This is a genomic window from Nonomuraea sp. NPDC050547 (assembly GCF_044457345.1).
Taxonomy (GTDB): domain Bacteria; phylum Actinomycetota; class Actinomycetes; order Streptosporangiales; family Streptosporangiaceae; genus Nonomuraea.
The window spans coordinates 261797-287621 of sequence record NZ_JBITGW010000019.1 but is presented as its reverse complement, the minus strand read 5'-3'; the positions used below and the strand labels follow the sequence as shown (position 1 = coordinate 287621).

General features: G+C 70.9%; 25 protein-coding genes. 24 read left to right on the top strand and 1 reads right to left on the bottom strand.

The window, feature by feature from the left end:
- From ACIBHY_RS40735 to ACIBHY_RS40670, 14 genes are all read left to right on the top strand, one after another.
- Window positions 1–519 (top strand): MarR family winged helix-turn-helix transcriptional regulator, encoded by a 519-nt coding sequence (locus tag ACIBHY_RS40735; RefSeq protein WP_397254256.1) that lies wholly within the window; start codon window positions 1–3, stop codon window positions 517–519.
- Between the two features lie 113 nt (window positions 520–632).
- The gene (locus ACIBHY_RS40730) at window positions 633–1460 is read left to right on the top strand and encodes an SDR family NAD(P)-dependent oxidoreductase (protein WP_397309538.1); all 828 of its coding nucleotides are present in this window, start codon (window positions 633–635) and stop codon (window positions 1458–1460) included.
- Window positions 1457–2608, top strand: coding sequence for a thiolase family protein (locus ACIBHY_RS40725; RefSeq protein WP_397309537.1), 1152 nt, complete (start codon window positions 1457–1459; stop codon window positions 2606–2608). Before ACIBHY_RS40730 ends, ACIBHY_RS40725 begins: the two co-directional genes overlap by 4 nt.
- Window positions 2592–3893 carry an OB-fold domain-containing protein gene (locus tag ACIBHY_RS40720; RefSeq protein WP_397309536.1) on the top strand — a complete coding sequence of 434 codons (1302 nt, stop codon included), beginning with the start codon at window positions 2592–2594 and terminating at the stop codon, window positions 3891–3893. The genes ACIBHY_RS40725 and ACIBHY_RS40720 overlap by 17 nt, the downstream gene beginning before the upstream one ends.
- Window positions 3893–5080: an acetyl-CoA acetyltransferase gene (locus tag ACIBHY_RS40715; protein ID WP_397309535.1), complete on the top strand. Its 1188-nt coding sequence runs from the start codon at window positions 3893–3895 to the stop codon at window positions 5078–5080. Before ACIBHY_RS40720 ends, ACIBHY_RS40715 begins: the two co-directional genes overlap by 1 nt.
- 28 nt (window positions 5081–5108) lie before the next feature.
- Window positions 5109–6659 carry an AMP-binding protein gene (locus ACIBHY_RS40710; RefSeq protein ID WP_397309534.1) on the top strand — a complete coding sequence of 517 codons (1551 nt, stop codon included), beginning with the start codon at window positions 5109–5111 and terminating at the stop codon, window positions 6657–6659.
- Between the two features lie 14 nt (window positions 6660–6673).
- Window positions 6674–7525 carry an SDR family NAD(P)-dependent oxidoreductase gene (locus tag ACIBHY_RS40705; RefSeq protein WP_397254244.1) on the top strand — a complete coding sequence of 284 codons (852 nt, stop codon included), beginning with the start codon at window positions 6674–6676 and terminating at the stop codon, window positions 7523–7525.
- A gap of 25 nt (window positions 7526–7550) precedes the next feature.
- Window positions 7551–8069: a cupin domain-containing protein gene (locus tag ACIBHY_RS40700; RefSeq protein WP_397254242.1), complete on the top strand. Its 519-nt coding sequence runs from the start codon at window positions 7551–7553 to the stop codon at window positions 8067–8069.
- Between the two features lie 28 nt (window positions 8070–8097).
- Window positions 8098–8670: a TetR/AcrR family transcriptional regulator gene (locus tag ACIBHY_RS40695; protein ID WP_397254241.1), complete on the top strand. Its 573-nt coding sequence runs from the start codon at window positions 8098–8100 to the stop codon at window positions 8668–8670.
- Between the two features lie 146 nt (window positions 8671–8816).
- On the top strand, window positions 8817–9635 hold the full coding sequence (locus ACIBHY_RS40690; RefSeq protein ID WP_397254239.1) for an ABC transporter ATP-binding protein: 819 nt from the start codon (window positions 8817–8819) through the stop codon (window positions 9633–9635).
- Window positions 9632–10393, top strand: coding sequence for an ABC transporter permease (locus tag ACIBHY_RS40685; RefSeq protein ID WP_397254238.1), 762 nt, complete (start codon window positions 9632–9634; stop codon window positions 10391–10393). Before ACIBHY_RS40690 ends, ACIBHY_RS40685 begins: the two co-directional genes overlap by 4 nt.
- Before the next feature lie 72 nt (window positions 10394–10465).
- Complete coding sequence (locus ACIBHY_RS40680; RefSeq protein WP_397254236.1) at window positions 10466–11674, top strand: cytochrome P450; 1209 nt, start codon at window positions 10466–10468, stop codon at window positions 11672–11674.
- A gap of 1 nt (window position 11675) precedes the next feature.
- Window positions 11676–13010, top strand: coding sequence for a serine hydrolase domain-containing protein (locus ACIBHY_RS40675; protein ID WP_397254234.1), 1335 nt, complete (start codon window positions 11676–11678; stop codon window positions 13008–13010).
- A gap of 24 nt (window positions 13011–13034) precedes the next feature.
- Complete coding sequence (locus tag ACIBHY_RS40670; protein ID WP_397309533.1) at window positions 13035–14927, top strand: CocE/NonD family hydrolase; 1893 nt, start codon at window positions 13035–13037, stop codon at window positions 14925–14927.
- Window positions 14928–15472: 545 nt separating this feature from the next.
- Here the strand turns inward: ACIBHY_RS40670 and ACIBHY_RS40665 are convergent.
- The gene (locus tag ACIBHY_RS40665; protein ID WP_397254228.1) at window positions 15473–16147 is read right to left on the bottom strand and encodes a GntR family transcriptional regulator; all 675 of its coding nucleotides are present in this window, start codon (window positions 16145–16147) and stop codon (window positions 15473–15475) included.
- A gap of 240 nt (window positions 16148–16387) precedes the next feature.
- Between ACIBHY_RS40665 and ACIBHY_RS40660 the strand changes: the two genes are divergently transcribed.
- Genes ACIBHY_RS40660 through ACIBHY_RS40615 form a run of 10 tightly spaced genes read left to right on the top strand, consistent with a single transcriptional unit; the run spans window position 16388 to window position 25739 of the window.
- On the top strand, window positions 16388–18037 hold the full coding sequence (locus tag ACIBHY_RS40660; protein WP_397309532.1) for an ABC transporter substrate-binding protein: 1650 nt from the start codon (window positions 16388–16390) through the stop codon (window positions 18035–18037).
- 9 nt (window positions 18038–18046) lie between these two features.
- Window positions 18047–19009, top strand: coding sequence for an ABC transporter permease (locus ACIBHY_RS40655; protein ID WP_397309531.1), 963 nt, complete (start codon window positions 18047–18049; stop codon window positions 19007–19009).
- Window positions 19006–19866 carry an ABC transporter permease gene (locus ACIBHY_RS40650; protein ID WP_397254222.1) on the top strand — a complete coding sequence of 287 codons (861 nt, stop codon included), beginning with the start codon at window positions 19006–19008 and terminating at the stop codon, window positions 19864–19866. The genes ACIBHY_RS40655 and ACIBHY_RS40650 overlap by 4 nt, the downstream gene beginning before the upstream one ends.
- Window positions 19863–20816 carry an ABC transporter ATP-binding protein gene (locus ACIBHY_RS40645; RefSeq protein WP_397254220.1) on the top strand — a complete coding sequence of 318 codons (954 nt, stop codon included), beginning with the start codon at window positions 19863–19865 and terminating at the stop codon, window positions 20814–20816. The genes ACIBHY_RS40650 and ACIBHY_RS40645 overlap by 4 nt, the downstream gene beginning before the upstream one ends.
- Window positions 20813–21580 (top strand): ABC transporter ATP-binding protein, encoded by a 768-nt coding sequence (locus tag ACIBHY_RS40640; RefSeq protein ID WP_397254218.1) that lies wholly within the window; start codon window positions 20813–20815, stop codon window positions 21578–21580. The genes ACIBHY_RS40645 and ACIBHY_RS40640 overlap by 4 nt, the downstream gene beginning before the upstream one ends.
- Before the next feature lie 23 nt (window positions 21581–21603).
- A complete protein-coding gene (locus tag ACIBHY_RS40635) occupies window positions 21604–22434 on the top strand; it encodes a nitrilase-related carbon-nitrogen hydrolase (RefSeq protein ID WP_397309529.1) in 831 nt (276 codons plus the stop codon).
- The gene (locus tag ACIBHY_RS40630) at window positions 22427–23356 is read left to right on the top strand and encodes an acetamidase/formamidase family protein (RefSeq protein ID WP_397254214.1); all 930 of its coding nucleotides are present in this window, start codon (window positions 22427–22429) and stop codon (window positions 23354–23356) included. The genes ACIBHY_RS40635 and ACIBHY_RS40630 overlap by 8 nt, the downstream gene beginning before the upstream one ends.
- An 11-nt stretch (window positions 23357–23367) precedes the next feature.
- Window positions 23368–24216 carry a hypothetical protein gene (locus tag ACIBHY_RS40625; RefSeq protein ID WP_397309528.1) on the top strand — a complete coding sequence of 283 codons (849 nt, stop codon included), beginning with the start codon at window positions 23368–23370 and terminating at the stop codon, window positions 24214–24216.
- Between the two features lie 48 nt (window positions 24217–24264).
- Window positions 24265–24828 carry a hypothetical protein gene (locus ACIBHY_RS40620; protein WP_397309527.1) on the top strand — a complete coding sequence of 188 codons (564 nt, stop codon included), beginning with the start codon at window positions 24265–24267 and terminating at the stop codon, window positions 24826–24828.
- Window positions 24825–25739, top strand: coding sequence for a hypothetical protein (locus ACIBHY_RS40615; RefSeq protein ID WP_397309526.1), 915 nt, complete (start codon window positions 24825–24827; stop codon window positions 25737–25739). Before ACIBHY_RS40620 ends, ACIBHY_RS40615 begins: the two co-directional genes overlap by 4 nt.
- Window positions 25740–25825 lie beyond the last annotated feature (86 nt).

Here is a 25825-nt window from a genome sequence, read left to right as displayed (position 1 = left end):
GTGTCCTTTGACATCGTGGGGGAGGCGGAGGATGCCTACCGCTCGCGCGGCGTTCCCGAGCCCGCGAGGGCCGCCACCGGAATCGCCATCGAGCGCGCGTACAAGCTGCTCCAGGCCCACGCGCAGAAGAACCTGCGCGATCACAACCTGACGTGGGCGGGCTGGCAGGCGCTCATGCTGCTGAGCTTCGCCCGGCACAAGGCGCTGCCGCTCTCCCGCCTGGCGGCCCGGGTCGGCGCGCACCCGACGACGCTGACCAAGACCATCGACCGCCTGGAGCGTGACGGGCTGGTGGTCCGCCGGAGCATGGAAGGCGACCGGAGGGTCACCGTGGTGGAGATCACGCCCGCGGGGGAGGCGGCCCAGCAGGAGGTCATGCGGCTGGAGGGTGAGGCCGGATACGGCCTTGAGGCCCTCGACGACGACGAGATCGGGCTTCTCCTCGGGCTGTTGCGGAAGCTGCGGTTCTCCCTGGGCGACATCTGGCAGGAGGATCGCTCCCCGTCCGTGCGCGGCTGACCCCGCCCGGCCCGGTACGCGGCCCTCCCGCCCACAGATGCTAGGTATACCGTCTATCTCATTGTAAATAATCGGTACACCAAGTACTTTGGCCACGAAGACTGGAGGCCCACATGACCGGACGGATGTCAGGAAAAGTGGTCGTGATCACCGGAACCGGTGGAGCCATGGGACGCGCCGCCGCCCTGCGCTTCACCGCCGAAGGCGCGACGGTCGTCGGATGCGACCTCGACGCCGAGTCGGCCGCGAGGACCGAGCATGAGGTGCACCGAGCCGGCGGCTCCTTCCGCTCGCTCGCCCCTTCGGACCTCGCCGACGAACAACAGGTCGAACGCCTGATGGCCGCCACCGACGAGCTCGGCGGCATCGACGTGCTCTACAACAACGCCGGCGCCGTACGGCCGGGCGGCCCGCTGGAGCTGTCGCGCCAGGACTACGAATGGACCCTGGCCACGACCCTCACCCAGTACTGGCTGTGCGCGAAGCACGCGGCCCCGCGCATGGGCGGGCGCGGCGGCGGCGCGATCGTCAACATCTCCTCGATCGCCGGCGGGCACGTCGGCACCGGCCTGGCGGGCAACCAGCCGCAGGTGTTCGCGTACGGCCTGGCCAAGGCCGGCATCAACCGCCTGACCGAACTCCTCGCGATCGAGCTCGCGCCCCTGGGCATCCGCGTCAACACGATCGCCCCCGGCGTCGTGGAGAACGCGGGCAACCGCGAGCTCATCGGCCCCGAGGGCTCACCGGCCCGGCAGGCCTACCTCGACTCGTTCCTGATCAAGCGCATCGGGCGCCCGGACGACGTGGTGAACGCCGCGCTATTCCTGACCTGCGACGAGTCCGCGTACATCACCGGCGCCCATCTGACCGTCGACGGCGGATGGACGGTCTCCGGCCAGCGCGGCTGGCCGGCGGTGTCGGAAGCCGGAGGAGCGTCATGACCGACGTCGCCATCGTGGCCGCGGCCAGGACCCCGGTCGCGAAGGCGGGACGGGCCTACCGGGACGTGCACGCGGTCGACCTGCTCGCCGTCGCGATGCGCCGCTGCGTGGAGATGGCCGCCGCCGACCCGGCGCGGGTCGAGCAGGTCCTGATCGGCTGTACGCACCAGGCGGGCGACCAGGCGCTCAACGTCGCTCGCAACGCCTGGCTGGCGGCCGGGTTCCCCCGCACGGCGGCGGGCACGACACTGGACACCCAGTGCGGCTCCGGCCAGCAGGCCGTCAACCTGGGCCGGGCGCTGATCGCGAGCGGGCAGGCCGACGTCGTGCTGGCCGGCGGGGTGGAGTCGCTCAGCCGCGTGCCGATGAACAGCGCCGCCGACGCCGCCGGCGGCGAGCCGTACTCACCGGCGCTGCGCCGGCTGTGGGACATGCCGCACCAGGGCGTCGCGGGCGAGCGGATGGCGGCCAAGTACGGCATCACCCGCGAGGACTGCGACGCGTACGCGCTGCGCTCCCACCTGGCCTCGCACGCCGCCTGGGAGGAGGGGCGCTTCGACGACGAGGTGGCCTTCGTCGCCGGGGAGGACGGCGTCCTGCTCGACCGCGACGAAGGCATCCGCGCCGACTCGACCCCGCGCGGCCTGGCCGCACTCCGGCCCGTCTACCGGGACGACGGCGTCATCACCGCCGGGAACGCGAGCCAGGTGTCCGACGGGAGCGCGGCCACGCTGCTGGCCTCGAAGCGGGCCTGCGACACGTACGGACTCGAACCGCTGGCCTGGATCCGCGCCGGCATCGCCGTGGGCGTCGATCCCCACGTCATGATGGAAGGCCCGATCGTCGCCACGACCGCGCTGCTGGAACGCGAGGGGCTGGCGCTCGACGACATCGACCTCTTCGAGATCCACGAGGCCTACGCCGTTCCGGTGTGCGCGTGGCGCGCCGTTCACGACGTGGAGCTGGACCGGGTCAACGTCGACGGCGGCGCCGTGGGCATCGGACATCCGTTCGGGGCCTCGGGCGCGCGTCAGCTGGGGCATCTCGTGCACGCCCTGCGCGGGCGCGGCGGCGGCGTCGGGCTGCACGCGATGTGCGCGGGCGGCGGCATCGGCACCGGGACGATCATCCATGTCCCGGCTCCCTGACCCGGCCCGTGCCGCCATCCTCGGCTGGGGCAGCTACGTGCCCCGCTGGCGGGTACGGGCGGGCGAGGTGGCGCGCCCGCGCGGCTACGTGGACGAGGACACCACCACCCTCGCCGTCGAGGCCGCCCTCGACGCCGTGGACGGCCGGGCCGCCGACCTCGCCGCCGTCTACCTGTCCACGACGCGTCCGGCGTACGTGGAGAAGACCAACGCCGCGCTCCTGCACGCGGTGCTGCGCTGCCCCGAGCACGTGGCGGCCTACGACGTCAACGGCGCGGCACGCTCGGGAGTGGCGGCGTTCAGAGCGGCGGCGCGGCACGGCGCCTGCTCGCTGGTCGTCATGGCCGGCACGCAGTACGGCCCGCCGGGCAGCCACGAAGAGCTCCACGGAGCCGACGCCGCCGTGGCGTTCCTCCTCGGCCCCGGCGACGGCGCCGCCCGGATCGCCGGATCGGCGTCGCTCACCTGCGAGCTGACGGACGTGTGGCGGCTGCCGGGCGAACGCTGGACCCGCCGATGGGACAGCCGGTTCGGCGCGCAGGTCTACGGCGACCTGTGCGAGCGCGCGCTGGCCGCCGCGCTCGCGGACGCGGGCCGTACCCGCGACGACCTCGCCGAACTCGTGATCAGCGGGACGAACGCCGCCGCGGCGCACGCGGTCGGAAAGCGGCTCGGAGCGGGCGCCGGCCACGCGGACCTCGGCGACGCCGGGCCAGCCGCCTGGGGCCTCGGCCTGGTGGACGCCCTGGAACGGGCGGACGCCGGCAGCCTGATCGCGCTCATCCTGCTGGCGGACGGCTGCGAGGTGCTCCTGGTCGAGCGCACGGGCCTGGCCCGCGCCCGTCCCACCCTGCGCGACCGGCTCGCCGGCCCGGCGCTCGAGGCCGGATACCTCGACTACCTCACCTGGCGCGGCGTCCTGGAACGGACGGCCCAGCGGCGTCCCGATCCCGCGCCGCCCTCGCCGCCGGCGATCCGGCGCGCGGCCCGGTGGAAGTACGGCGGACTGCACCCGGCCCGACCCGGCGGGCTGGACCTGCACCGGGCCCGCGGCGAGGTGCGCGAGTTCGTCATCGACCACGTCGCCTACGCGCCGAAGCCGCCGCTCGTCTCCGCGCTCGTGCGCTTCGACGGCGGCGAACACGTTCAGCTCGACCTGACCGACGTGCTGCCCGCGCAGGTCGCCCGCGGCATGCGGGTGGAGGGCGCCTTCCGGCGGACGCACACCAGCGCCGGCATGCACGACTACTTCTGGAAAGTACGGCCGGCGCCGGGGGAGGCCTGATGACGGCACACAGTGTGAAGGACAGGGCGGCGATCGCGGGCATGGGCTGCACGCGGTTCGGCGACCGATGGGAGGCCTCCGCCGACGACCTCATCGCCGAGGCGGCCCGCGAGGCGCTGGCCTCGGCCGGGCTCGGCGCCGAGGACGTCGACGCGTACTGGCTGGGGACGTTCTCCAGCGGGAACAGCGGCCTGGCGCTGACCTCCGCGCTCGACGTGGGCTACCGGCCGGTCACCCGTGTCGAGAACTACTGCGCGACCGGCTCCGACGCCTTCCGCAACGCCTGCTACGCGGTCGCCGCGGGCGCGTACGACATCGTCATGGCGGTAGGCGTCGAGAAGCTCAAGGACAGCAACCACGCCGGGCTGGTGGTGCCGGGCCCGAGCGGGGACGGCACCGCCCCGGGGTTCAGCGGACCGGCGCCGTTCAGCATGCTGGCGCCGGCGTACGCGCGCCGCTACGGGCTGAGCGACCGTGAGATCCGCGCCACGCTGACGCACATCGCCTGCAAGAACCACGCCAACGGCGCGCGCAACGAGCGCGCGCAGTTCCGCTCGGCGGTGCGCCCCGAGCAGGTGGAGAACGCGCCGCCGGTCGCGGGCATGCTCGGCGTCTACGACTGCTCCGGCGTGGCCGACGGCGCCGCGGCGGCGATCATCGCCCGCCCCGAGCTCGCGGCCGAGCTGCAGGCCGCCCCGCTGTACGTCAAGGCGCTGTCGCTGTCGGCCGCTCCCGCGGACGGCGCGACGACCCGCGGGTTCGACTACACCACGATGCCCGAGGCCGTCCGCTCGGCGGCCGGCGCCTATGCCGCCGCCGGGATCACCGACCCGCGGACCGAGCTCGCCCTGGTCGAGCTGCACGACTGCTTCACGCCGACCGAACTCGTCCTGTATGAGGACCTGGGCCTGTCGGGCCGCGGCGCGGGCTGGCGTGAGGCGCTGGAAGGACGGTTCGACTTCGACGGCGCGCTGCCGGTCAATCCGGACGGCGGGCTCAAGTCCTTTGGGCACCCGATCGGTGCGTCGGGGCTTCGCATGTTGTACGAATGCTGGCTTCAGCTGCGGGGGCGGGCGGGCGCGCGACAGCTCGGCAACGGCCGCGGGCTCGCGCTCACGCAGAACCTGGGCGGCCGTCCCGGCGCCGCCGTCAGCTTCGTGTCCGTCGTGGGCGTCGAGGCGGGATGAGGCGCCCGATGCCCGTAAAGGAGGACAGATGCCACTCATAGCCGCGCTCGACAGCGCGTTCATCCGCCATCGCGACAGCGTGTGCTTCACGCTCGCCGACGGGTCGAGGAGCTGGACGTACGGGGAGATCGACGAGCTGAGCCACCGGGTGGCGAGCGCGTTGCGCGCCCTGGGTCCCGGCGCGCGCGTCGCCGTGCTCAGTGAGAACGATCCCGTCGCCTTCGCCTGCCAGCTCGGCGTGCTGCGCGCGGGCGCCGCCTACGTACCGCTCAACGTGCGCTCGCGGCCGCGCGAACTCGCCGCGCTGCTCACCACGACCGGCTGCGACACGCTGTTCTACCAGGGCACGCTCGCCGCCGAGGCCGAGCTCGTCCTGGCCGGCCTGCCCAAGGAGCCGCCCGCCGTCGCGATCGGCGCGGGCCGCGCCCGCGACCCCCGGCTGGACGCGTGGATGGGGCCGGCGGGTGTGCGCTGTCCGCCGCCGCCCGCCGACCGGGAGGCGCCCGCCTGGATCATGGGAACCGGCGGCACGACCGGCACGCCCAAGGCGGTCGTCCTGCCGCGCCGGTCGATCTTCACGATGGCGCTCGGCCTGGCCGCCCACATGCCGGAAGAGCGGCCGGTGCAGATCGCCGCGGCGCCGCTGACCCACGCCGCCGGCGGGCTCACCTTCCCGCTGCTGCTGCAGGGCGGCACCACCGTGGTGCACCAGGGGGTCGATCCCGGCGCGATCCTGGAGTCGATCGAGCGCGATCGCGTCACACGGCTCTTCCTGCCGCCCACGGCGATCTACGCGCTGCTGGCTCACCCTTCGGTGCGCGAGCACGACTACTCGACGTTGCGCTATTTCCTGTACGGCGCGGCGCCGATGTCGGTCGACCGGCTCCGCGAGGCGCTGGAGGTCTTCGGCCCGGTCATGGCCCAGTTCTACGGGCAGGGGGAGGCGCCGACGATCTGCACCTGGCTCGGGCCCGGCGACCACGCCGAGGCGATCGCCGACCCGGGCAAGGCGGGCCGGCTGGCGAGTTGCGGGCGGCCGTCTCTCGTGGCGCGGGTGGCGATCCTCGACAGCGAGGGGCGTCATCTGCCGCCCGGCCGGACCGGCGAGATCGCGGTGCGGACGGAACTGCGCATGAGCGGCTACCTGGACGCGCCGGAGGCGAGCGCCGAGATCGACCGCGGCGACGGCTGGCAGGGGACCGGCGATGTGGGCCACGCCGACGAGGACGGGTTCGTCTACATCGTGGACCGGCTGCGCGATCTGATCATCACCGGCGGGTTCAACGTGTTCCCGAGCGAGGTCGAGCAGGTGCTGTGGGGGCATCCGGCCGTCGGCGACTGCGCCGTGATCGGGGTGCCCGACGACCGCTGGGGAGAAGCGGTCACCGCGGTCGTGGAGCTCAAGCGCGGCGCGTCCGTGGAGGAGGCGGAGCTCATCGGGCTCTGCCGGGACGCGCTGGGCGGCGTGAAGGCGCCCAAGCGCGTGATCTTCCGAGACCTGCCGCGCAGCCCGGTCGGGAAGGTGCTGAAGAAGGATCTTCGCGCCGAGTACTGGCACGGCAGAACCCGATCCATCTGAGAAAGGAGAGCACCATGGCCGACATCCCAGACACCCTGCCCGCCGAGGCCCGCGGACAAGCCCTCGGCCGGGGACGGCTCGACGGGCGGCGCATCCTCGTGGTCGGCGCCGGCCAGAAGGACTACCGGCTCGACGAGGTGCCACCGGTCGGGAACGGCCGGGCGATCAGCGTGCTGTGCGCCCGTGAAGGCGCGGCGCTGGCGCTCGCCGACATCGACGAGGTCTCCCTGCGCGAGACCGCGCGACTGGTCGAGGCCGAGGGAGCCGTGGCCTGCCTCACGGCCGCCGACGCCAGTGACGAGATCGGCGTCCAGCGCGTCGTGCGGGAGTCGGCGGAACGGCTCGGCGGCCTCGACGGGCTCGTCCTGGTCGTGGGCACCGGGCGCCCCGGTGACCTGCGATCGACGACGGTCGAGGACTGGGACTGGACGTTCGCCACCAACGTCCGCTCGCACTTCCTCGCCGTCAGGCACGCGCTGCCGCTGCTCCGGCCCGGGGCGTCGATCGTGTTCGTGTCCTCGATCGCCGCGTACACGCCGATCCACGAGATCGTCGCCTATCACGCCTCGAAGTCGGCGCTGGAAGGGCTCAAGAACGTCGTCGCGCGGAAGGCGGCGGCGGACGGCGTCCGGGCGAACATCGTGGTCCCGGGCTACATCGACACCGCGGCCGGCCGTTGGGGGTCGGTGATCAGCCCCGAGCGCAGGGCCGCGGTCGAGACGAGGAAGAAGTCGATCCCCCTGCAACGGCAGGGCACGGCGTGGGAAGTGGCCTACCCGACCGTCTTCCTGCTGTCGGACGAGTCCAGCTACGTGACGGGCCAGACGCTCGTCATCGACGGGGGACATCTGTCCCTTCGCGCCTAGAACCTCTACCAGAACAGGCAATGGCATGAACACTCGCAACATCCGCCGGGTCGTCACCGGCTTCGGCACAGGCGGCCGATCCACCGTGGTCGCCGACGGACCGTCCCCCACCGTCATCAGCGCGCCGGCCTTCACCGCGGTCATGGCCTGGCGTGTCGGCTCCACCCCCGCCGATCTCGGACCCGCCGAGACGGTCGACGGCGGCCCGGTGAACATGAACCCGCCACAGCACGGCGCCGTGTGCTGGGTCTGCTACATCGAACCGGACGACGCCTGGACCTCGGGCGAGGCCGGGACCGGCGCGGAGGCGTTCGCCGACACCGAGGGCGGCGCCGACCCCATGCACGTGACCGACGCCGTGGACTTCGTCCAGGTGATCTCGGGGGAGGTGTACGCCGTGCTGGAGGAGACGGAGACCCGGCTGGGCCCGGGTGACGTCCTCATCCAGCGCGGCACCCCGCACGCGTGGAGCAACCGTTCCGGCGAGGTGTGCGTGCTGGCCTGCGTGGCGATCGGCGCGGACGCGGCCACCAGGCCACAGTAGGGTTCTGGCCGGGACGAAGGGGGAGCGGGTGCAGCCCAGCGGCGACAGGCGTGAACTGATCATCCGGCAGGCGGCACGCCTGTTCGTCGCCCAGGGCTACCACGCGACCGGCATGGACGAGATCGGCGAGGCGGCCGGCGTCACCGGGCCCGCGATCTACCGCCACTTCACCGGCAAGGACGACTTGCTGCTGGCGATCGTGGCGGCCGACACCGCACGGGCGGAGGCCGAGGTCCGCGAGGTCTACCAGGAGTCCGGCTCCCCGGAACACCTGCTGCGGGCGCTGGTCGGCAGGCGCGTACGCCGGGCGCTCACCGACGCCCACCTCATGATCGTCGCGGCCCGCGAGGTGGGCAACCTGCCCCCCGGCCCGCGGCTGCCCATGGTCCGCCGCCGGCGCCTGATGCGCGAGGAGTGGGCCCATCTGGTCGCGGAAACGCACCCCGGGCTGCCCGACCCCGAGGTCCGCGCGATGGCCGAGGGCGTCATGGCGCTCATCTCCGGCCTCGTCACCGCCGACGCCGGAGGCGATGAGGACCGGCTCCAGCGCCTGGCGTATGAGGCGGCACTGGCCGCGTTGCGCCCTTGCGGGGACCGCTGACAGCGGGACGAGCTACTCGGTGTTGCTATCTACCGGTAGTCGGTGTTACTTTATACCGGTAGCTAGCGCCACCGAGTAGTTGGCGCGCTGGCCGTGGCGCGTTCCGCCCCCGGCGACCGGCCGTAAATCAGAGAACGGATATCCGGATGACAGTCCATCAGGCCCGAGGGCCCGCGATCCGCGTACAGGGCCTGACGAAGGCCTACAAGGAACTCCAGGTGCTGCGCGGTGTGGACTTCGAGGTGACGCGGGGCAGCATCTTCGCCCTGCTCGGCTCGAACGGGGCGGGCAAGACCACGGTGGTGCGGATCCTGGCCACGCTGCTCAAGGCCGACGGGGGCGCGGCTCACGTGCACGGCTTCGACGTCGCCAAGCAGGCCGCGCAGGTGCGGGAGTCCTTCAGCCTCACCGGGCAGTTCGCCGCGGTGGATGAGATCCTCAGCGGCCGGGAGAACCTGGTGCTGGTCGCCAAGCTGCGCCACCTGGCGAACCCGGGCAAGGTCGCCGACGACCTGCTCGCCCGGTTCTCGCTGATCGAGGCCGGCGCGCGCAAGGTGTCGACGTACTCCGGCGGCATGCGCCGCCGCCTGGACATCGCCATGAGCCTCATCGGCGACCCGCCGGTCATCTTCCTCGACGAGCCGACCACCGGGCTCGACCCCGAAGCCCGCATCGAGGTCTGGCAGGCCGTCAAGGAACTCGCCGACAACGGCACCACCGTCCTGCTCACCACCCAGTACCTGGACGAAGCCGAACAACTCGCCGACCGGATCGCGATCCTGCACCAAGGCCGGATCATCGTCAACGGCACCCTGGCCGAGCTCAAGCAACTGCTGCCGCCCGCCAAGGTCGAGTACATCGAAAAGCAGCCCACCCTCGAAGACGTCTTCCTCGCGCTGGTCGGCGGCGACGGCAAGGACGCCAAGCACCGCGTGTCCGTCCAGACGAACAAGGACCCCCGATGACCAAGCACTTCTTCGGCGACACCACCGTCCTGCTGGGACGATCCCTGCGCCACATCACCCGCAGCCCCGACACCATCGTCACCACCGCGATCATGCCGATCGCCATGATGCTGATGTTCGTCTACGTCTTCGGCGGCGCCATCAAGACCGGCTCCGACTCCTACGTGAACTACATGCTGCCCGGCATCCTGCTCATCACCGTCGCCTCCGGCATCGCCTATACGGCCTTCCGCCTGTTCACCGACATCAAGAGCGGCATCTTCGAACGTTTCCAGTCCATGCCGACCGCGCGCTCGTCGGTGCTGTGGGCACACGTGCTGACCTCGCTGGTCGCCAACTCGGTCTCCCTCGTGGTCGTCCTGCTCGTCGCCCTGCTCATGGGTTTCCGCTCCAGCGCCGCGGTGGGGGCCTGGCTCGCGGTCGCCGGCATCCTGATCCTGTTCACCCTGGCCCTGACCTGGATCGCCATCATCCCCGGTCTCACCGCCAAGACCGTGGACGGCGCGAGCGCGTTCTCCTTCCCGCTCATCTTCCTGCCGTTCCTCAGCTCGGCCTTCGTCCCCACCAGCACGATGCCCGGCCCGGTCCGCTTCTTCGCCGAACACCAGCCGGTGACCTCCATCGTCAACGCCATCCGCGCCCTGCTCACCGAACAGCCGGTCGGCAGCGACATCTGGATCGCCCTGGCCTGGTGCGTCGGCATCCTCGTCGTCGCCTACGGCTTCGCCATGAACACCTACCGCCGCAAGATCGCCTGACAGCCGGAACAAGGAAAACCCTCGCGGCACCCGGCCTTCATCAAACGCGACATATCGCGAGATGGGAACGTCATGAGTGAATCCCTCCCTACCGTCACGACGATGCCGGCGGCCCGTCAGCCCGGCTGTCCCTTCGACCCGCCCAAGGAACTGCTCGACCTCCGCGAGCACGGCCCGATCGCTCGCTACTCCTTCCCCGACGGGCACCAGGGCTGGCTGGTCACCGGGTACGACCTGGTCCGGTCCGTTCTCGCCGACTCGCGGTTCAGCTCGCGCAAGGAGCTGATGCGCCACCACCCGACCATCGACTTCGGCGACATCGAGGTGCCGCCGGCGCCGCCCGGCGAGTTCCTGCTGATGGACGATCCGCAGCACAGCCGCTACCGCAAGCCGCTCGTGGGCAAGTTCACGGTACGGCGGATGCGCCAGCTCACCGAACGGGTCGAGCAGGTCACCGCCGAGCACCTGGACGCGATGGAGAAGGCAGGGCCGCCGGCGGACCTGGTGACCGCCTTCGCCAAGCCGATCCCGGCCGTCATGATCTGCGAGCTGCTGGGCGTGCCGTACGAGGACCGGGGCTCCTTTCAGGAGAACATCGACACGTTCATGAGCGGGGAGACCGGCGACGAGGAACTGATCGCGGCCTACACCGCGGTGCAGATCTACCTCGCCGAACTGGTGGCCGCCAAGCGCGCGCACCCCACCGACGACATCCTCAGCGAGCTCACCGACAGCGACCTCACCGACGAGGAGCTGAAGGGGATGAGCCTGATCCTCCTGGCGGCCGGGCTCGACACCACCACGAACATGCTCGCGCTGGGCACCTTCGCCCTGCTGCGCAACCCGGCCCAGCTCGCCGCGCTGCGCGCCGGCCCCGAGCTCGTCGACAGCGCCGTCGAGGAACTGATGCGCTACCTCAGCGTCGCCAAGGGCTTCGGGAGGGTCGCGCTGGAGGACGTCGAGCTCGGCGGCCAGACCATCGAGGCCGGGACGACGGTCCTCCTGTCCTACAACGCCGCCAACCGGGACCCCGCGCGCTTCTCCGACCCTCACCTACTCGACCTCCGCCGGCAGGACGGCGGGCACCTGGGCTTCGGCCACGGCATCCACCAGTGCCTCGGCCAGCAGTTGGCCCGCGTCGAGATGCGGGTCGCGTTCACCGCGCTGGTCAGGCGCTTTCCCACGCTGCGGCTGGCCGTACCGGCTGACGAGGTTGCTCTTCGGCCGGAGACCGCCGACATCTACGGCGTCAAGAGCCTCCCGGTCACCTGGGACGCCTGAAATGACGAGCAGCAGCGACCTCACGACCTCTCCCGAGGACGGCCCGTCCCGCCGTTCGGTGCTCGGCGCGCTGGGCGCCGTCCCGCTGGCGGCCGGTGGCCTCGTGGCCGGGGCGAGCACCGGCCCGATCCCCCATGCGGGGCTGCGCAGACTGCGTGACGTTCTGGCGGGGCATGTCGAGTCCGGGAGGATTCCGGGGCTCGTCGCCCTGGTCAGCCACGGTGGGCAGACGCACGTCGAGGCGATGGGAACCATGCGCGCCGAAGGCGGCGCGCCGATGCGCCGGGACACGATCTTCCGGATGGCCTCCACGACCAAGCCGGTGGCGATGGCGCCGATGATGGTTCTGCTCGACGAGTGCAAGGTGCGGCTTGACGACCCGGTGGATCGATGGCTGCCGGAACTCGCCGACCGGCAGGTGCTGAAGCGGCCCGACGGCCCCCTGAACGAGACCGTTCCGGCACAGCGGCCGATCACCGTGCGGGACCTGATGACCGCCACGTTCGGTCTCGGCATCGATCCAACGGTGCTGAGCTTTCCGATCACGGCCGCGATCTTCGAGCGGGGTCTCTACCCGCAGGAGGGCGTGCCGATCCTTGAGCCGGACGAGTGGATGCGCCGCCTGGGCACGCTTCCGCTGATCTATCAGCCCGGAGAGCACTGGCAGTACAACATCAGCCACGATGTCCTCGGCGTGCTGGTCGCGAGGGTCGCGGGCAAGCCGTTCGAGACGTTTCTGCGCGAGCGCGTCCTCGACCCGCTGGGCATGAAGGACACCGGGTTCCACGTGCCCGCGGGCAAGATCGGCCGGCTTCCGCCCCTCTACGCGCCCGATCCGAAGACGGGAAAGCTCAACGTCTGGGACGAGGCGGCGGGCGGAAGGGTGAGCAAGCCTCCGGTCTTCCCGTCCGGCGGCGGTGGGCTGGTCTCCACCGTCGACGACTACCACGCCTACTTCCGGATGCTGCTCAACGGCGGGACGCACGCCGGCCGGCGCATCCTGTCCCGGCCCGCCGTCGAGATGATGACCACCAACCGCATGACGCCCGAGGAGACGGCGCTCCGGACCGCCCTGGCCAAGAAGTTCGTCCATGCGTCCTTCGGCCAGGGGCAGCACGGCGGCTGGGGTTTCGGGATGGCGGTGCGCACCTACCGCGCCGACTACGCCTCCGTCGGCCAGTTCGGCTGGGACGGCGGAGCCGGGACCTCGACCTACGGCGACCCGGACAAGCAGCTCATCGGCATCCTGCTCACCCAGGTCGGCACGACCAACCCGGACTCGACCCGAGCCATCCTCGACTTCTGGAACACGCTCTACCAGGTGATCGAGCACTGACCATCAACCCCAAAGGAAAGACGCATGTCCAGCACGCGACGGCGAGGGTTCCTCGCCACGGTCACGCTCGCGACCACACTCGTGATCGCCGGCGCTCCCGCCGCATCCGCGGCGGCGAAACCGGAGATCAAGGTCTCCGGCGGCACCACACAGCCGGTCTTCTCCTACGAGGACGCCATCCGTGAGCACGTCCGGGTGCGGTCCTCGGTGGACAGCGACGGCGACGGCAAGAAGGACCTGGTCCGGGTGGACATCATCCGGCCGAAGGAGTCCGGTTCCGGGCTCAAGGTTCCGGTGATCATGCAGGAAAGCCCGTACTACGACAACCCCGGCGTCGGCTTCGAGATCGAGAAGAAGAAGTACGACGCTGATGGGAACGTGACGAAGTTCCCGATGTACTACGACAACTACTTCGTGCCGCGCGGGTACGCGTTCGTGTCCGTCGACATGATCGGCACCAGGCTGTCCGACGGCTGCCCGATGTCCTACGGCGCCTCCGACGTGCTCGGCGGCAAGGCGGTCGTCGACTGGCTCAACGGCCGGGCGACCGCCTACGACGCCAAGGGCGATCCGGTCAAGGCCACCTGGACCACCGGGCGTACCGGGATGATCGGCCACTCCTACGAGGGGGCGCTCGGCGTCGGCGTGGCCGGTACCGGCGTGGAGGGGCTGGAGACGATCGTGCCGCTCTCGGCCTACACGAGCGGATACGAGAACGGCCACGTCAACGGCGTCCTCACCTGGTTCAGCGGCGGGGCGAGGTGGCAGTCCGAGCATGTCGACAAGGATCCGGCGGAGAAGTGTGAGGCCGCGCGTCGGAAAATGGACGCCGAATCCGGCGATGAGACCGGCAACTACACCCCCTATTGGGATGAACGCAACTACCGGACCGGGCCGATCTCGAAGGCGCGCAACGTCCGCGCCAGCGTCTTCGCGGTGATGGGCACGCAGGACCGCAACGTGGTGGGCAGCCAGTTCTCCGAGTGGTGGAGCGCGTTGCCCCGCGACGTACGGCGCAAGGCGTGGGTGACCCAGTACGGGCACATCGACCCGTTCTGGGCCCGTCGCGAGGTGTGGCTCACCACCCTCAACAAGTGGTTCGACCACGAACTGATGGGCGTCTCCAACGACATCATGCGCCGGCCGCGCGTCGACGTGCAGCTCGGCCCCGACCGGTGGATCAGCCAGGCCGACTGGCCGGCGCCGGCGCGGGAGACGACCCTGCGACCGCGGCGGGACGGCTCACTGGGCCGCGAATCCTCGACCGGAACCGGCGCCTACGTCGACCTCGCCAAGACCGAGATCGCGATGGCCGCCGACCCCGCCACCGCCAACCCGAACCGGCTGGCCTACCTGACCCCGCCGCTGAAGAAGGCGATGAGAGTGTCCGGAACGCCGACGGTGAGCCTGCGCCTCAAGCTGGACAAGCCGACCGCCAACCTGGGCGTCCTGCTGGTCGACTACGGTCAGGACACCCGGATCAACCACCGCGAACGCGGCGCGACGTCCGGGGAAGGCCTCAAGATCATCGGTGGCGAGGACTGCGTCGGCCAGAGCACGGCCGATGACGACGGCTGCTACTTCAAGGCCGCCGACAACACGGCGGTCTCCGGCTTCCACGTGGTCACCCGCGGCGTCCTGGACGCGCAGAACCACAAGTCGCTCAGCCGCCAGACGCCGTTGACGCCGGGCAAGCCGTACCAGATCACCTGGAAGATGCTGCCGCAGGACTACGAGTTCAAGGCAGGACACCGGCTCGGCCTGGTCCTGACCGGAGCCAACGACGACTTCAACCTCGACACCTCCGGCAACGGCTCCGGAACCGACGTCGAACCCGGCACCGGGGCCCGGGTCACCGTCGATCTGGCCGGCACGTCGGTGTCGCTGCCGCTGGTCACCGGCACGTCCGTCAAGTGACGGCAAGACGTGACGCCTACGGCCGCGACCGCAGGCGTCACGTCCTGTGCCCCGGGCAAGAACCAACCCGGTGCCGCGCGCATCTGATCAGGCATGAGTGAGATCGATGTCGAGCGGGCGGCGGGCCTCTCCGCGCAAGACGTCCAAGCCGTCCGCGATCGCCTTCTCCAGGCGTGACCTTCCCCGACGGGCTCGGGAGGTACGGCAGGTGCGCCACCCTGCCCGATTGCCGGCTTCCCCTCGAACCCCGTGATCGTCCGCTGGATGCCGTGCGGGACGGCGAAGTCGAGGAAGGTGGTCGGGCGGTAGGCCTGGGCGGGTGCGAGTACTCCCGGCTTGGCGGGGTCGGCGATGAGGCGGCGGGCGCTTTCGACGGCGATCACCGCCGTCGTGCCGTAGGCGCCGGGGCCCTGGACGACCCCGGCAACACGATCGCCTGGCAGGTCGGCTCCAGCTCGCGGTACACCTTCACCCATGCCTTCAGACGCCAGTGCGGGTCACCGCCGGGAAGCCACCGGCGCCACGCCGGTCGAAGGGGCGCCGGGTCACGCCTCCAGGGGTGCCGGTTTCAGCAGTTCCTCGCCGCGCCGCAGGGAACGCAGCCAGTTGGCGCGGGCCGCTTCGGCCGCGGCCTTGGCGTCGCCGGCGCGTAGTGCGGCGAGCAGGACGCGGTGTTCCTCGTAGGCTTCCTCGTGAACGGGGACGTAGCCCCATATATGGCGCTCTATCCGGCGTAGCTGCTCGTCGAGTGATTCGAGCAGCTCGATCAGTACCGGGTTGCCGGCTCTTCGGTAGTAGACCCGGTGGAACTCCTCGTCGAGGGCGCTGAGCCGGTCGGGCGCCGTGGTGCGGGCCATCGAGTCGAGCAGGCCCTGCATGAGGTTCAGATCGGCTTCGGTCATCAGCGGGGTGGCCAGCTCGGCGGCCAGCGCGTCGAGTGGCGCGCCGGCCTGGAACAGGTGTGGCGCCCGGTCGAGGGGCAGCCCGGCGACCCGGGTCATCCGGCTGGCGCTGGCCTCGATGAGTCCTTCCTGGCCGAGCCTGATGAGCGCCTCGCGTACCGGCGTGCGGCTCACGCCGAGGAACTGGGCGATCTCGACGTCGCGTACGACCTCGTGGGGCTGCAGGACTGCGTTGAGTATCCAGCTGCGCAGCTCCTCGTAGGCGAACTGCTGAGCGCTCGTGTAGCGCCTTGCTGACTTCACTAGCGGGAGGGGCACCGCTCAAATATATCGGCTACCGCCTCCGGCCGCGATCCCTGGGGCAAATGAACGCGATGAGCGGTTGATAACAGGGGTCTTGTCCTAATTTGGCTGACCGATATACTGGCCGCCATTCCGCGACGAACCCCGGTGATCCCCCAGGTCGGCACGGCCACCGCCGGGGCGCGGCCTGGTCCACGCCCGCGAACCCGCGTGCGGCCAGAGCCTCGCGTGGGCACGGAGAAAGAAGGCAAGACGGTGAAACCTCAGACTCGGATCGCCGCGTTGTCCCTGGTCGGTCTGCTGGCCGCGGGGTGCTCCAGTGGTCAGGGCACGGCTTCCCCCGCCGCGGGGAAGGGGGGCGGCGTGCTGCGGATCGGCACCACGTTCACCTGTAACTCGATCAACCCGTTCGCGTCCACGGGGACGACCTGCGCGATGATCTTCCGGTACAACTACCCGTTCCTTGTCCAGTACATCAGTTCCGGCGCCGTGGAAGGCGACCTGGCGACGAAGTGGACCACCTCACCCGACGGCCTCACGTGGACGTTCGACCTGCGTCCGGGCGCGAAGTGGTCGGACGGCAAGCCCCTCACCGCCGCCGACGTGGCCTTCACCATCAACACGATCGTGAAATACCGCAAGGGCGCGACCGCCTCGGAAGCCGCGTCGGTGAAGAACGTCAAGAACGCCTCCGCCACCAGCCCGACCCAGGTGGCCGTCACCTACGACAAGCCGACCGCCAACGTGCTCGGCCGCCTGGTGAAGATCCCCGTGCTCCCCGCCCACGTGTGGCAGCAGTACGCCACCGGCGACGGGATGCGGCTCAAGCAGACCCCGAACGCCGCGCCGCTGGTCGCCGGTGGACCGTTCCGGCTGGCCAAGTACACCAAGGACCAGATCGCGCTCATGGAGCCCAACCCCCACTGGTACGGCGACAAGCCCAAGCCGGCCGGCTTCGGCCTGCAGTTCTTCAGCAGCCCCGACGCCATGGTGAACGCGCTCAAGACCAACAGGATCGACTACGCGGCGCCGTTGCCCATCACCGCGGCCAAGCCCGTCGAGCAGGCGGGATTCACCGTGACCCGGCAGCCCGGCTTCCGCATGCACAACCTGATCATCAACCAGTCACCCCACCAGAAGGCCCACCCCGAGCTGCGCGAGCCGAAGGTGCGTGAGGCGTTCGAGGCCGCGGTCGACAGGAAGCGCATCATCGAGGTCGCCTACCTCGGCTTCGGCACGCCCGGCAGCTCCATCATCCCGCCGGTGAGCGGCGACTGGTACGACCCGTCGGTCAAGCCCGACGCCTTCGACCTCACCCGCGCGGCCGCCCTGCTCGACGAGGCCGGATACAAGCCGGGTCCGGACGGCATCCGCGTCGCCGGAGGCGCGACCATGTCGTACGAGGTGATCATCCCCGACGTCGAGGGCGGCGAGGGAGAGCGCGCCCTGCAGATCGTCACCGAGGACTTCAAGAAGATCGGCGTCCAGCTCAAGCCGCGACCCGCCGACAACGCCACCGCCTTCGACCAGATGACCGGCACGGACAAGAAGTACGACCAGTACACCGTCGCGCAGTGGGGCTGGATCGCCCAGCGCGACCCCGACTTCCTGCTCAACGCCATGACCTGCGACCAGTGGGGCAGCTGGAACGACAGCGCCTACTGCGACAAGAAGTACGACGAGATGTACGAGCGGCAGGCGGGCACGGTCGAGGACGGGGCGCGCAAGAAGCTCGTCTGGGAGATGCAGAAGACGGTCAAGGACGCCCGGCCGTACGTCGTCACGCACTACGACGACGTCGTCGAGGCCCACACCAAGAGCTGGAGCGGGTTCGCCACCTCCGCGCTCGGCATTCTCGACTCGCAGTCCCGTTTCGGCCTGTTGTCGTCGAGTTCCGGATCCTGAGGATCGCCCGTGTCGCGTACCAGCCATCTGATCAGGCGCCTGCTGGCGGCCCTGGTAACCGTCTACGCGGTGGTGACGCTGAACTTCCTGCTCTTCCGCGTGCTGCCGGGGGACGCCGTGGCGAACATGTCACGTGTCCCCGGCGGCTCGCCGGAGCTGACCGCCGCGCTGCGCCGGCAGTTCGGTCTCGACCTGCCGCTCTGGGACCAGTACTGGATCTATCTCGGCCGCCTGGCGAGCGGTGACCTCGGCGTCTCCTTCGCCACGCAGGAACCGGTCGGCGTCCGCCTGGCCGAGGCGTTCGCCAACACGCTGCCCCTGGTCACCGTCGGGCTGCTGCTGGCCCTGGTGCTCGGCCTGGTCAGTGGCGCGCTGGCGGCCTGGTACCGGGGCGGATGGGTGGACAAACTCAGCACCAACACCGCGATCGCCTTCTACTCGGTCCCGACGCACTTCCTCGGGCTGCTGCTGATCATGATGTTCGGCGGCTACCTGCCCGCGCAGGGGATGCGCGACGAGTTCCTGGTCGACCCGACGGGGGCCGAACTCGTGGCCGACCTGGTCAAGCACATGACGCTGCCGGCCATGACGATCGCGCTCATCGTGTTCGGCCAGTACACGCTCGTGGTGCGCTCCTCGATGATGGAGACGCTCGGCGACGACCACGTGCTGACCGCGCGGGCGCTCGGCGCCGGACCCGTCCGCATGCTGGCCAGGCACGTGCTGCCCAACGCCATGCTCCCCATCACCACCCTCGTCGCGCTCTCACTCGGCGGCCTCATCGGCGGCTCGATCCTGGTGGAGAGCGTGTTCTCCTGGCCGGGCGTCGGCCGGGCCATGTACGAAGCGGTGGTCCAGCGCGACTACCCGATGCTGCAGGGAGTCTTCCTCGTGCTCACCGTCTCCGTGATCACCCTCAACCTGCTGGCCGACCTGCTCTACGTCCGGCTCGACCCGCGGGTGGCCCGATGAGACGCCTGCGCGCCAACCCCAGGGCCACCGCGGGCGTGGCCGTCCTGCTGCTGCTCACCGCCGTCGCCCTGCTGGCGGGATGGCTCGCACCGTACGGCCCGGCGGAGCAGGTGGGCCCCGTCTTCGGCCCGCCGGAACCCGCCCACCCGCTGGGTCTGGACGACGGCGGCCACGACGTCCTCAGCCTTCTGCTGTACGGCACCCGCCCCACGCTGTTCGTCGGCGCGGCGGCGGCCCTGGTCGCCATCCTGGTCGGCGGCGTCATCGGCGTGGTGGCCGGATACTTCGGCGGCTGGATCGACGGTCTGCTCATGAGAATCACCGACTACGCCATCGTGATCCCGGCCCTGCCGCTGGGCATCGTCATCGCGGCGGTGTGGGGCAGCAGCATCGGCCATCTCGTGGTCGTGATCGCGCTGCTGCTGTGGACGACCACCGCCCGCGTCATCAGGGCGGAGACCGCCTCCCTCAGGAACCGGCCCGCCATCCAGCGCGTTCTCGGGCTCGGCGCGAGCCATCTCCGCGTCATCGTCCGCTTCCTGGTGCCGCAGCTCGCGCCGCTGCTCAGCGCCATGGCCGCGCTCACCATCGCGCTGGCCGTCTTCACCGAGACCGCGCTCACCTTTCTCGGCCTCGGCGACCCCGACACCGTCACCTGGGGGACCATGATCCGCTTCGCGTTCCAGCGGACGGCGATGACGCAGGGCGCCTGGTGGGCCTTCGCGCCGCCCGGCGTCGCCATCTCGCTCGTCGTCATGTGCTGCTACTGGGTGTCCCAGTCGATCGAGGACACCCTCAACCCCAGGCTCAAGGTCGCGCACGCGTCCCGGACGTACTTCCAGGTGGTGAACAGATGAGCCTGCTCGGCATCCGCGACCTGGAGGTCGCCTTCTCCACCGGCGGCGCGGAGGTACGCGCGGTGCGCTCGGTCAGTCTCGACCTCGCCCCGGGCGAGCGGATCGCCCTCGTCGGCGAGTCGGGCTGCGGCAAGACCACGACCATGCTGGCCATGATGGGCCTGCTGCCCGCGAGCGCCACCGTCTCCGGGCAGGTGCTGCTCGACGGCACGGACATCCTGGCCGGCGGCGAGAGCACGATGCGGCCGCACCGCTGGACCGACATCGCGATGGTCTTCCAGGGCGCGATGAACGCGCTCAACCCGGTCCGCCGGGTGGGCGCCCAGATCGTCGAGGCGGTCCGCATCAACGGCGGCTCCCGGCAGGAGGGGAAGCTGCGCGCCCGCGAGGTGCTCGACCTGGTCGGCCTGCCGCAGGACGCCGTCTCCCGCTACCCGCACGAGCTGTCGGGCGGCCAGCGGCAGCGGGCGGTCATCGCGCTCGCGCTGTCGTGCCGGCCCAGGATCCTGCTGGCCGACGAGCCGACCACCGCGCTCGACGTGATCGTGCAGGACCAGATCGTCACCCTGCTGAAGGAGCTGAGCGACTCGCTCGGGCTGGCCGTCGTGCTCGTCACCCACGACCTGGCGCTGGTCCCTCGCCTGTGCGACCGGGCCGCCGTGATGTACGCGGGCTCGGTCGTGGAGAACGCGCCGTGCGCCGACATCGTACGCGGCCCGCGCCATCCGTACACCAGGCGCCTGGTCGAGGCGACCCCCGACCTGGCCGGCGAGCGCCCGCTGACCTCCATCCCCGGCGCGCCGCCCAGGCTCGACGGGCCGCTGCCCGGCTGCGCCTTCCAGCCTCGCTGCGGGGAGGCGCTGGAGCGGTGCGCGACCGCCGCGCCGCCGCTGCTCCCACTGGCCGGCGGCAGATCCTGCGCCTGTCATCTGACGGAGGTGCCCGCGTGAGTCTCGTCGCCGACGACGTCGTCGTCACCTACGGCCGCAAGGGGCGGGCCCCGGCACTGGACGGGGTCGGTCTCACCCTCGGCAAGGGGTCCATCGTCGCGCTGGTCGGCGAGTCGGGCTCGGGCAAGAGCACGCTGGCCCGCTGCTTCGTCCGCATGCAGGAGCCGGCCGCGGGCCGGGTCAGCCTGGACGGCACCGACCTGCTCACCCTGCGGGGCAGGCGGCTCAAGGACTTCCGGCGCCGTGTCCAGATGATCTACCAGGACCCCTACGAGTCGCTGATCCCACGCCAGCGGGTCAGCGACATCGTCGCCGAGGGCCTGGCCATCCACGGCGTCCCGAAGGGCGAACGGGACGAACGGGTTCGCGAGGCGCTGATGGCGGTCGGGCTCACCCCGGTCGAGTCCTTCCTCGACCGCAGGCCGTTCGAGCTGTCCGGCGGGCAGCGACAGCGGGTCGCCATCGCCGGGAGCCTCGTGCTGGAACCCGCCTACCTGATCGCCGACGAGCCGGTCTCGATGCTGGACGTCTCGGTCAGAGCGGGCGTGCTCAGCCTGTTCGGCGAACTGCGCCGCACCAGGGAACTGGGCATTCTGCTCATCACCCACGACCTTGCCACCGCCGTCCACGTCGCCGACCGGATCGTGGTCATGCACCGGGGAAAGATCGTGGAGGAGGGCCCGGCCAGGCAGGTGACGGCGGAACCCGCCCACGACTACACCCGTGCGCTCCTCGCGGCCACGCCGGACCTCGGCCGCCCGTGAAGCCACGTCAAGAACGGAGATCCATGCGCATCGCCATGGCCCAGATGTCCTCGGGGGACGACCGGGCCGACAACCTCCGCCGGATGGCGGCCACGATCGACCGGGTGGCCGGTGAGGGGGCGGAGCTCGTCCTGTTCCCCGAGGCGTGCTCCTACCGGGGCGCGCTCGCGGCCGAGCACGTCGAGGACAGGACGGGGCCCACCCTGTCGCTGCTGTCGGAGAAGGCGGCAGGGCACGGGATCGCCGTCCTGGCCGGGGGGCTCTGGCTCGCCTCCGGTGATCCCGGCCGGCCGTACAACGCCTGCGTCTTCGTCGGTCCCGGCGGCGAGCCCGCCGCGGAGTACCGCAAGGTGCACCTGTTCCGGCTGCGGGCCGCCGAGGTGAACGAGGACGAGGGCGCCTACACCACCCCCGGCGAGCACCTGGTCAACGTCTCCTACCGAGGGTTCAGCTTCGGTCTGTCGATCTGTTACGACCTGCGCTTCCCCGAGCTGTACCGGGCGCTGGCACGCTCGGGCGCCGACGTGCTGTGCGTGCCGTCGAACTTCTCCGCCGTCACCGGCGCCGTCCACTGGGAGCCCCTGCTGCGCGCGCGGGCCATCGAGAACCTCTGCTACGTGCTGGCCCCGGCCCAGGAGGGCGTCAGCCCCGACGGGTTCGTCACCCACGGCCACAGCCTGGCCGCCGACCCCTGGGGCCGCGTGCTCGCGTGCGCCCGGGACGGTGCGGGGCCGCTCATGGTCGAGCTCGACCGCGGCGCGCTCGACCAGGCGCGCGGCGCGCTCAACGCGCCGAACGAAACCGTTCCTTCCGTGTACGGCGGGCCGGTCGCGCAGGAGCGGGTCCATGGGTGAGACGGTGAAGGCGGTGCGGGTTCCGGCGGGTCCACGCCGGTTCGCCTACGACAGCGGCGTGCCCGCCGTGGCCGAGGTCGACAGCGGGACCAGCCTGGTCTTCGAGACTCTCGACTGCTTTTCCAACCTGCTGACCTCGCCCGAGCAGCGCTTCCGCACCGAGGCCGAGCTGATCGAGCTGGTCGGCGCGTTCAACCCGGTCGCCGGGCCCGTGGCCGTCCGCGGCGCCGTACCCGGGGACGCGCTGGCGGTCACCGTCGAGCGTGTCAGCCTCGGCGCGCAGGCCGTGACGGTGCTCCACGCCGATCCCGAGCTCGACCTGCCGTCCGGTGACACCCGCGTCTGCCCCGTCGAGGGCGACACGGTGTGGTTCCCGACCTCGCGGGGGCGCCTGGCGCTGCCGGCCAGGCCCATGATCGGCACCCTCGGCGTGGCCCCCGCGGGTCCCGCGTTCCCGTCGCTGCTGTCGAACGCCCGCTGCGGCGGCAACATGGACTGCCAGGCGCTGCGACCGGGAAGCGTGCTCGTGCTCCCGGTCGAGGTGCCGGGCGGGCTGGTGTCACTCGGGGACGTGCACGCGCTCATGGGCGACGCCGAGATCACCGGCACCGCGCTGGAGGCCCCGGCCGAGGTCACCGTGACGGTCGAGCTGCTGCCGGGGCTGGGCCGGGCGATGGCCGGGCCGTACCTCGACGAGCCCCATCGGATCGGCGTCGTGGGCTGTGCCCACGGCGTGAGCGTCGACCACAACCTGCGCTCGGCGATGACCGAGCTCCGGCGCAGGCTGGTCGAGGAGTGCGGCTACCTTCCCGGCGAGGCCTACGAACTGCTCGGCGCGGTCGCCGAGGTCACCGTGAACCAGTGCGTGCACGGCGGCTGGTCGTCGGTCCACGCGGCCGTACCTCGCTACGTCACTTCCTGATACGAGGGATCATGCACCAATCGCGCAAACTCTCCGTGTGGGACATAGGCCGTACCCCGCTGTACGCGTGCCAGTACGACCAGCGCTTCTCCTACTGCCTGTACGTCCCGGACGACTACGCGCCGGAGGGGGACAAGGTCTACTCCCTCGTCGTGCTCGTCCACGGCACCGAACGGGACGTCCAGTCGTACCGGGACAGCTTCGTGGACTTCGGCGGGGCCAACGACTGCATCGTGCTCGCCCCGCTGTTCCCCGCGGGCATCCCCGACCCCGGCGAGCTCGACGGCTACAAGTATCTCGAACACCGGGGCATCCGCTTCGACGAGATCCTGCTGTCCATGGTCGAGGAGATCTCCGCCTGCTACCGGGTCGAGGGGGCCAGGTTCCTGCTGTTCGGCTACTCGGGCGGCGGACAGTTCGCGCACCGGTTCGTCTACCTGCATCCGGAGCGGGTCCGCGCGGCCTCGATCGGCGCGCCGGGCGCGGTGACCCTGCTCGACGAGGATCTGCCATGGCCCGCGGGCTTCGCCGGGGCCGAGGCGGCGCTGGGCAGGAACGTGGATCCGGCCGCGCTCAGCGGTACGGCCATGCACCTGGTGATCGGCGCCGACGACACGGGAACCCAGTCGAACAGCGTGCCCGCGGGCCATCCCGCCTGGATCCCCGGCGTCAACGACGAGGGGGTCCCGCGCACCGCACGGCTGCGGGCGCTGCGGCGCAGCCTGGAACGACACGGCATCCCGGTGCGTTACGACGTCGTGCCGGGCGTCGGCCACTACGGTCCCGGCGTGGTGAGCAAGGTGAAGGACTTCTTCACCCACGTGCTCACCGTCGACGCCGAGCACGGGGTGACCTCTTGAACACAGGCCGCTCACAAAAGGTCACGAACGGTAGCGGACAATGGCTCTATGACACGACTGAGCGCGAACCTGCCGGCCCTCCTGGTTTGCCTGGTGCTGGTCAGTTGTGGTGCGCCCGTCGGGCGGGAGGCCGAGCCGCCCGCCGGGAGCGCGAACCCCACCAGGGAGGAGGCCGAGCCGCCCGCCGGTGGCGTGAACCCCACCAGGGAGGAGGCCGAGGCGCCTGGCGCCCCTACCGGTGGGGGAGGCGATGCGGAGGCGTACGGGGCCCCGATCGAGATCCCCGCGAAAGCGGATGATTCTGGCAAAACTCTCGATTACATGATGAAGGTGATCAAGGACGGCATACGGCGGCAGTGCCCTCGGCACAACCTGTGCGTCAAGGTGAGGGTCGAGGCGCGCGACAGGGGTTCTCTCTCGGCCTGTCGGTTCGACCAGACGGAGCCCAAGCAGGGGAGCAAGGTCAGGCAGGGCTCCACCGTCGTGATCATCACCGGCAGAGAGCCGTGCTCGACGCCGTCGACCTCTGACACCGGCGACTCGTCCCCGCCGGCCGTTCAGTCTCCCGCCCCAAGTTCACCCGACGTTCCAGAGCCGACGGTCAGCCCGTGACGAAGGGCTCGCCAGGATCCGGCCCCGCCGCCGATGAGACGGCGAGCTGGCTCGGGATCGACTCCCCGATCATCAGAGTCCTCGGGGCGGTCGTGGCTCCCGCCACCGCGCTCACCGCGATCTTCTTCTACTTCGGCTGGTCCCGCGCGTTCTGGTTCTACGACTACCTCGGCGTGGACTCGACACTGCTGGGCCTGACCACCCAGGACTACGTGTTCCTCAGCGTGGACGGCCTGTTCGTGCCGCTGGTCACGGCCGCCTGCGTCGGGCTGGCCGTACTCGTCCTCCGGTGGGCGCGGACCCGGCTGGGCATCCGCGTCACCCCCGCCCCCAGGGTGCTGATCCCGTTGATGGTCACGGCGGGGCTCTTGCTGTTCCTCAACGGAGTCTCCCGCATCTTCGGCGAAACGATCTTCAACAGGCAGCTGGCGGTCGCTCCGCTGAGCCTGGCCGCCGGGGTGCTGCTTCTGGTGTACGCGCCCCGGCTGACCCAGATCGCCCGCCCGCGCTGGGTCACCATCCTGGAACTGGCGACCGTGCTGGTGCTGGTCGGCATGAGCCTCTTCTGGGCCGCCAACGACTACTCCGCCGCCGTCGGCCGTTCCCGGGCCCGCGAGTTCGTCTCCCAGCTCCCGAGAGCGCCGGCGGTCGTGGTCTACAGCGCCCACGGCCTGAGCCTGCAGCACGTGCCCGGTATCCGGCGGTCCCGCTGCGGGGACCCTGACTCCGCCTACCGGTTCCGATACGACGGCCTGAAGCTCGTGCTGCGCGCCGGCGAGCAGTATCTGCTGGTCCCGGCGGACTGGTCACGCGCGGAAGGCGTCGCCCTGCTGCTTTCCCAGAGCGACACGCTCCGCTTCGAGTTCAGCCCGGCCTCCGCCCGCGCCGCCACCCGGCCACCGTCCTGCTGACCCGGCGACGCGCGTCAAGCCTGAGCGACGCAGATGCCGGGCGGACCGGCACGCACGCTCGCGGCCTGGACCTCGGAGTCCAGCCG

Bases quoted from the DNA above. Each gene is read 5' to 3' on its own strand.
- ACIBHY_RS40645 (WP_397254220.1), top strand. From the start codon at position 19,863: ATGAGCCTGCTCGGCATCCGCGACCTGGAGGTCGCCTTCTCCACCGGC.
- ACIBHY_RS40630 (WP_397254214.1), top strand. From the start codon at position 22,427: ATGGGTGAGACGGTGAAGGCGGTGCGGGTTCCGGCGGGTCCACGCCGG.
- ACIBHY_RS40685 (WP_397254238.1), top strand. From the start codon at position 9,632: ATGACCAAGCACTTCTTCGGCGACACCACCGTCCTGCTGGGACGATCC.
- ACIBHY_RS40680 (WP_397254236.1), top strand. From the start codon at position 10,466: ATGAGTGAATCCCTCCCTACCGTCACGACGATGCCGGCGGCCCGTCAG.
- ACIBHY_RS40690 (WP_397254239.1), top strand. From the start codon at position 8,817: ATGACAGTCCATCAGGCCCGAGGGCCCGCGATCCGCGTACAGGGCCTG.
- ACIBHY_RS40710 (WP_397309534.1), top strand. From the start codon at position 5,109: ATGCCACTCATAGCCGCGCTCGACAGCGCGTTCATCCGCCATCGCGAC.
- ACIBHY_RS40620 (WP_397309527.1), top strand. From the start codon at position 24,265: ATGACACGACTGAGCGCGAACCTGCCGGCCCTCCTGGTTTGCCTGGTG.
- ACIBHY_RS40675 (WP_397254234.1), top strand. From the start codon at position 11,676: ATGACGAGCAGCAGCGACCTCACGACCTCTCCCGAGGACGGCCCGTCC.
- ACIBHY_RS40635 (WP_397309529.1), top strand. From the start codon at position 21,604: ATGCGCATCGCCATGGCCCAGATGTCCTCGGGGGACGACCGGGCCGAC.
- ACIBHY_RS40650 (WP_397254222.1), top strand. From the start codon at position 19,006: ATGAGACGCCTGCGCGCCAACCCCAGGGCCACCGCGGGCGTGGCCGTC.
- ACIBHY_RS40725 (WP_397309537.1), top strand. From the start codon at position 1,457: ATGACCGACGTCGCCATCGTGGCCGCGGCCAGGACCCCGGTCGCGAAG.
- ACIBHY_RS40730 (WP_397309538.1), top strand. From the start codon at position 633: ATGACCGGACGGATGTCAGGAAAAGTGGTCGTGATCACCGGAACCGGT.
- ACIBHY_RS40670 (WP_397309533.1), top strand. From the start codon at position 13,035: ATGTCCAGCACGCGACGGCGAGGGTTCCTCGCCACGGTCACGCTCGCG.
- ACIBHY_RS40705 (WP_397254244.1), top strand. From the start codon at position 6,674: ATGGCCGACATCCCAGACACCCTGCCCGCCGAGGCCCGCGGACAAGCC.
- ACIBHY_RS40625 (WP_397309528.1), top strand. From the start codon at position 23,368: ATGCACCAATCGCGCAAACTCTCCGTGTGGGACATAGGCCGTACCCCG.
- ACIBHY_RS40700 (WP_397254242.1), top strand. From the start codon at position 7,551: ATGAACACTCGCAACATCCGCCGGGTCGTCACCGGCTTCGGCACAGGC.
- ACIBHY_RS40715 (WP_397309535.1), top strand. From the start codon at position 3,893: ATGACGGCACACAGTGTGAAGGACAGGGCGGCGATCGCGGGCATGGGC.
- ACIBHY_RS40720 (WP_397309536.1), top strand. From the start codon at position 2,592: ATGTCCCGGCTCCCTGACCCGGCCCGTGCCGCCATCCTCGGCTGGGGC.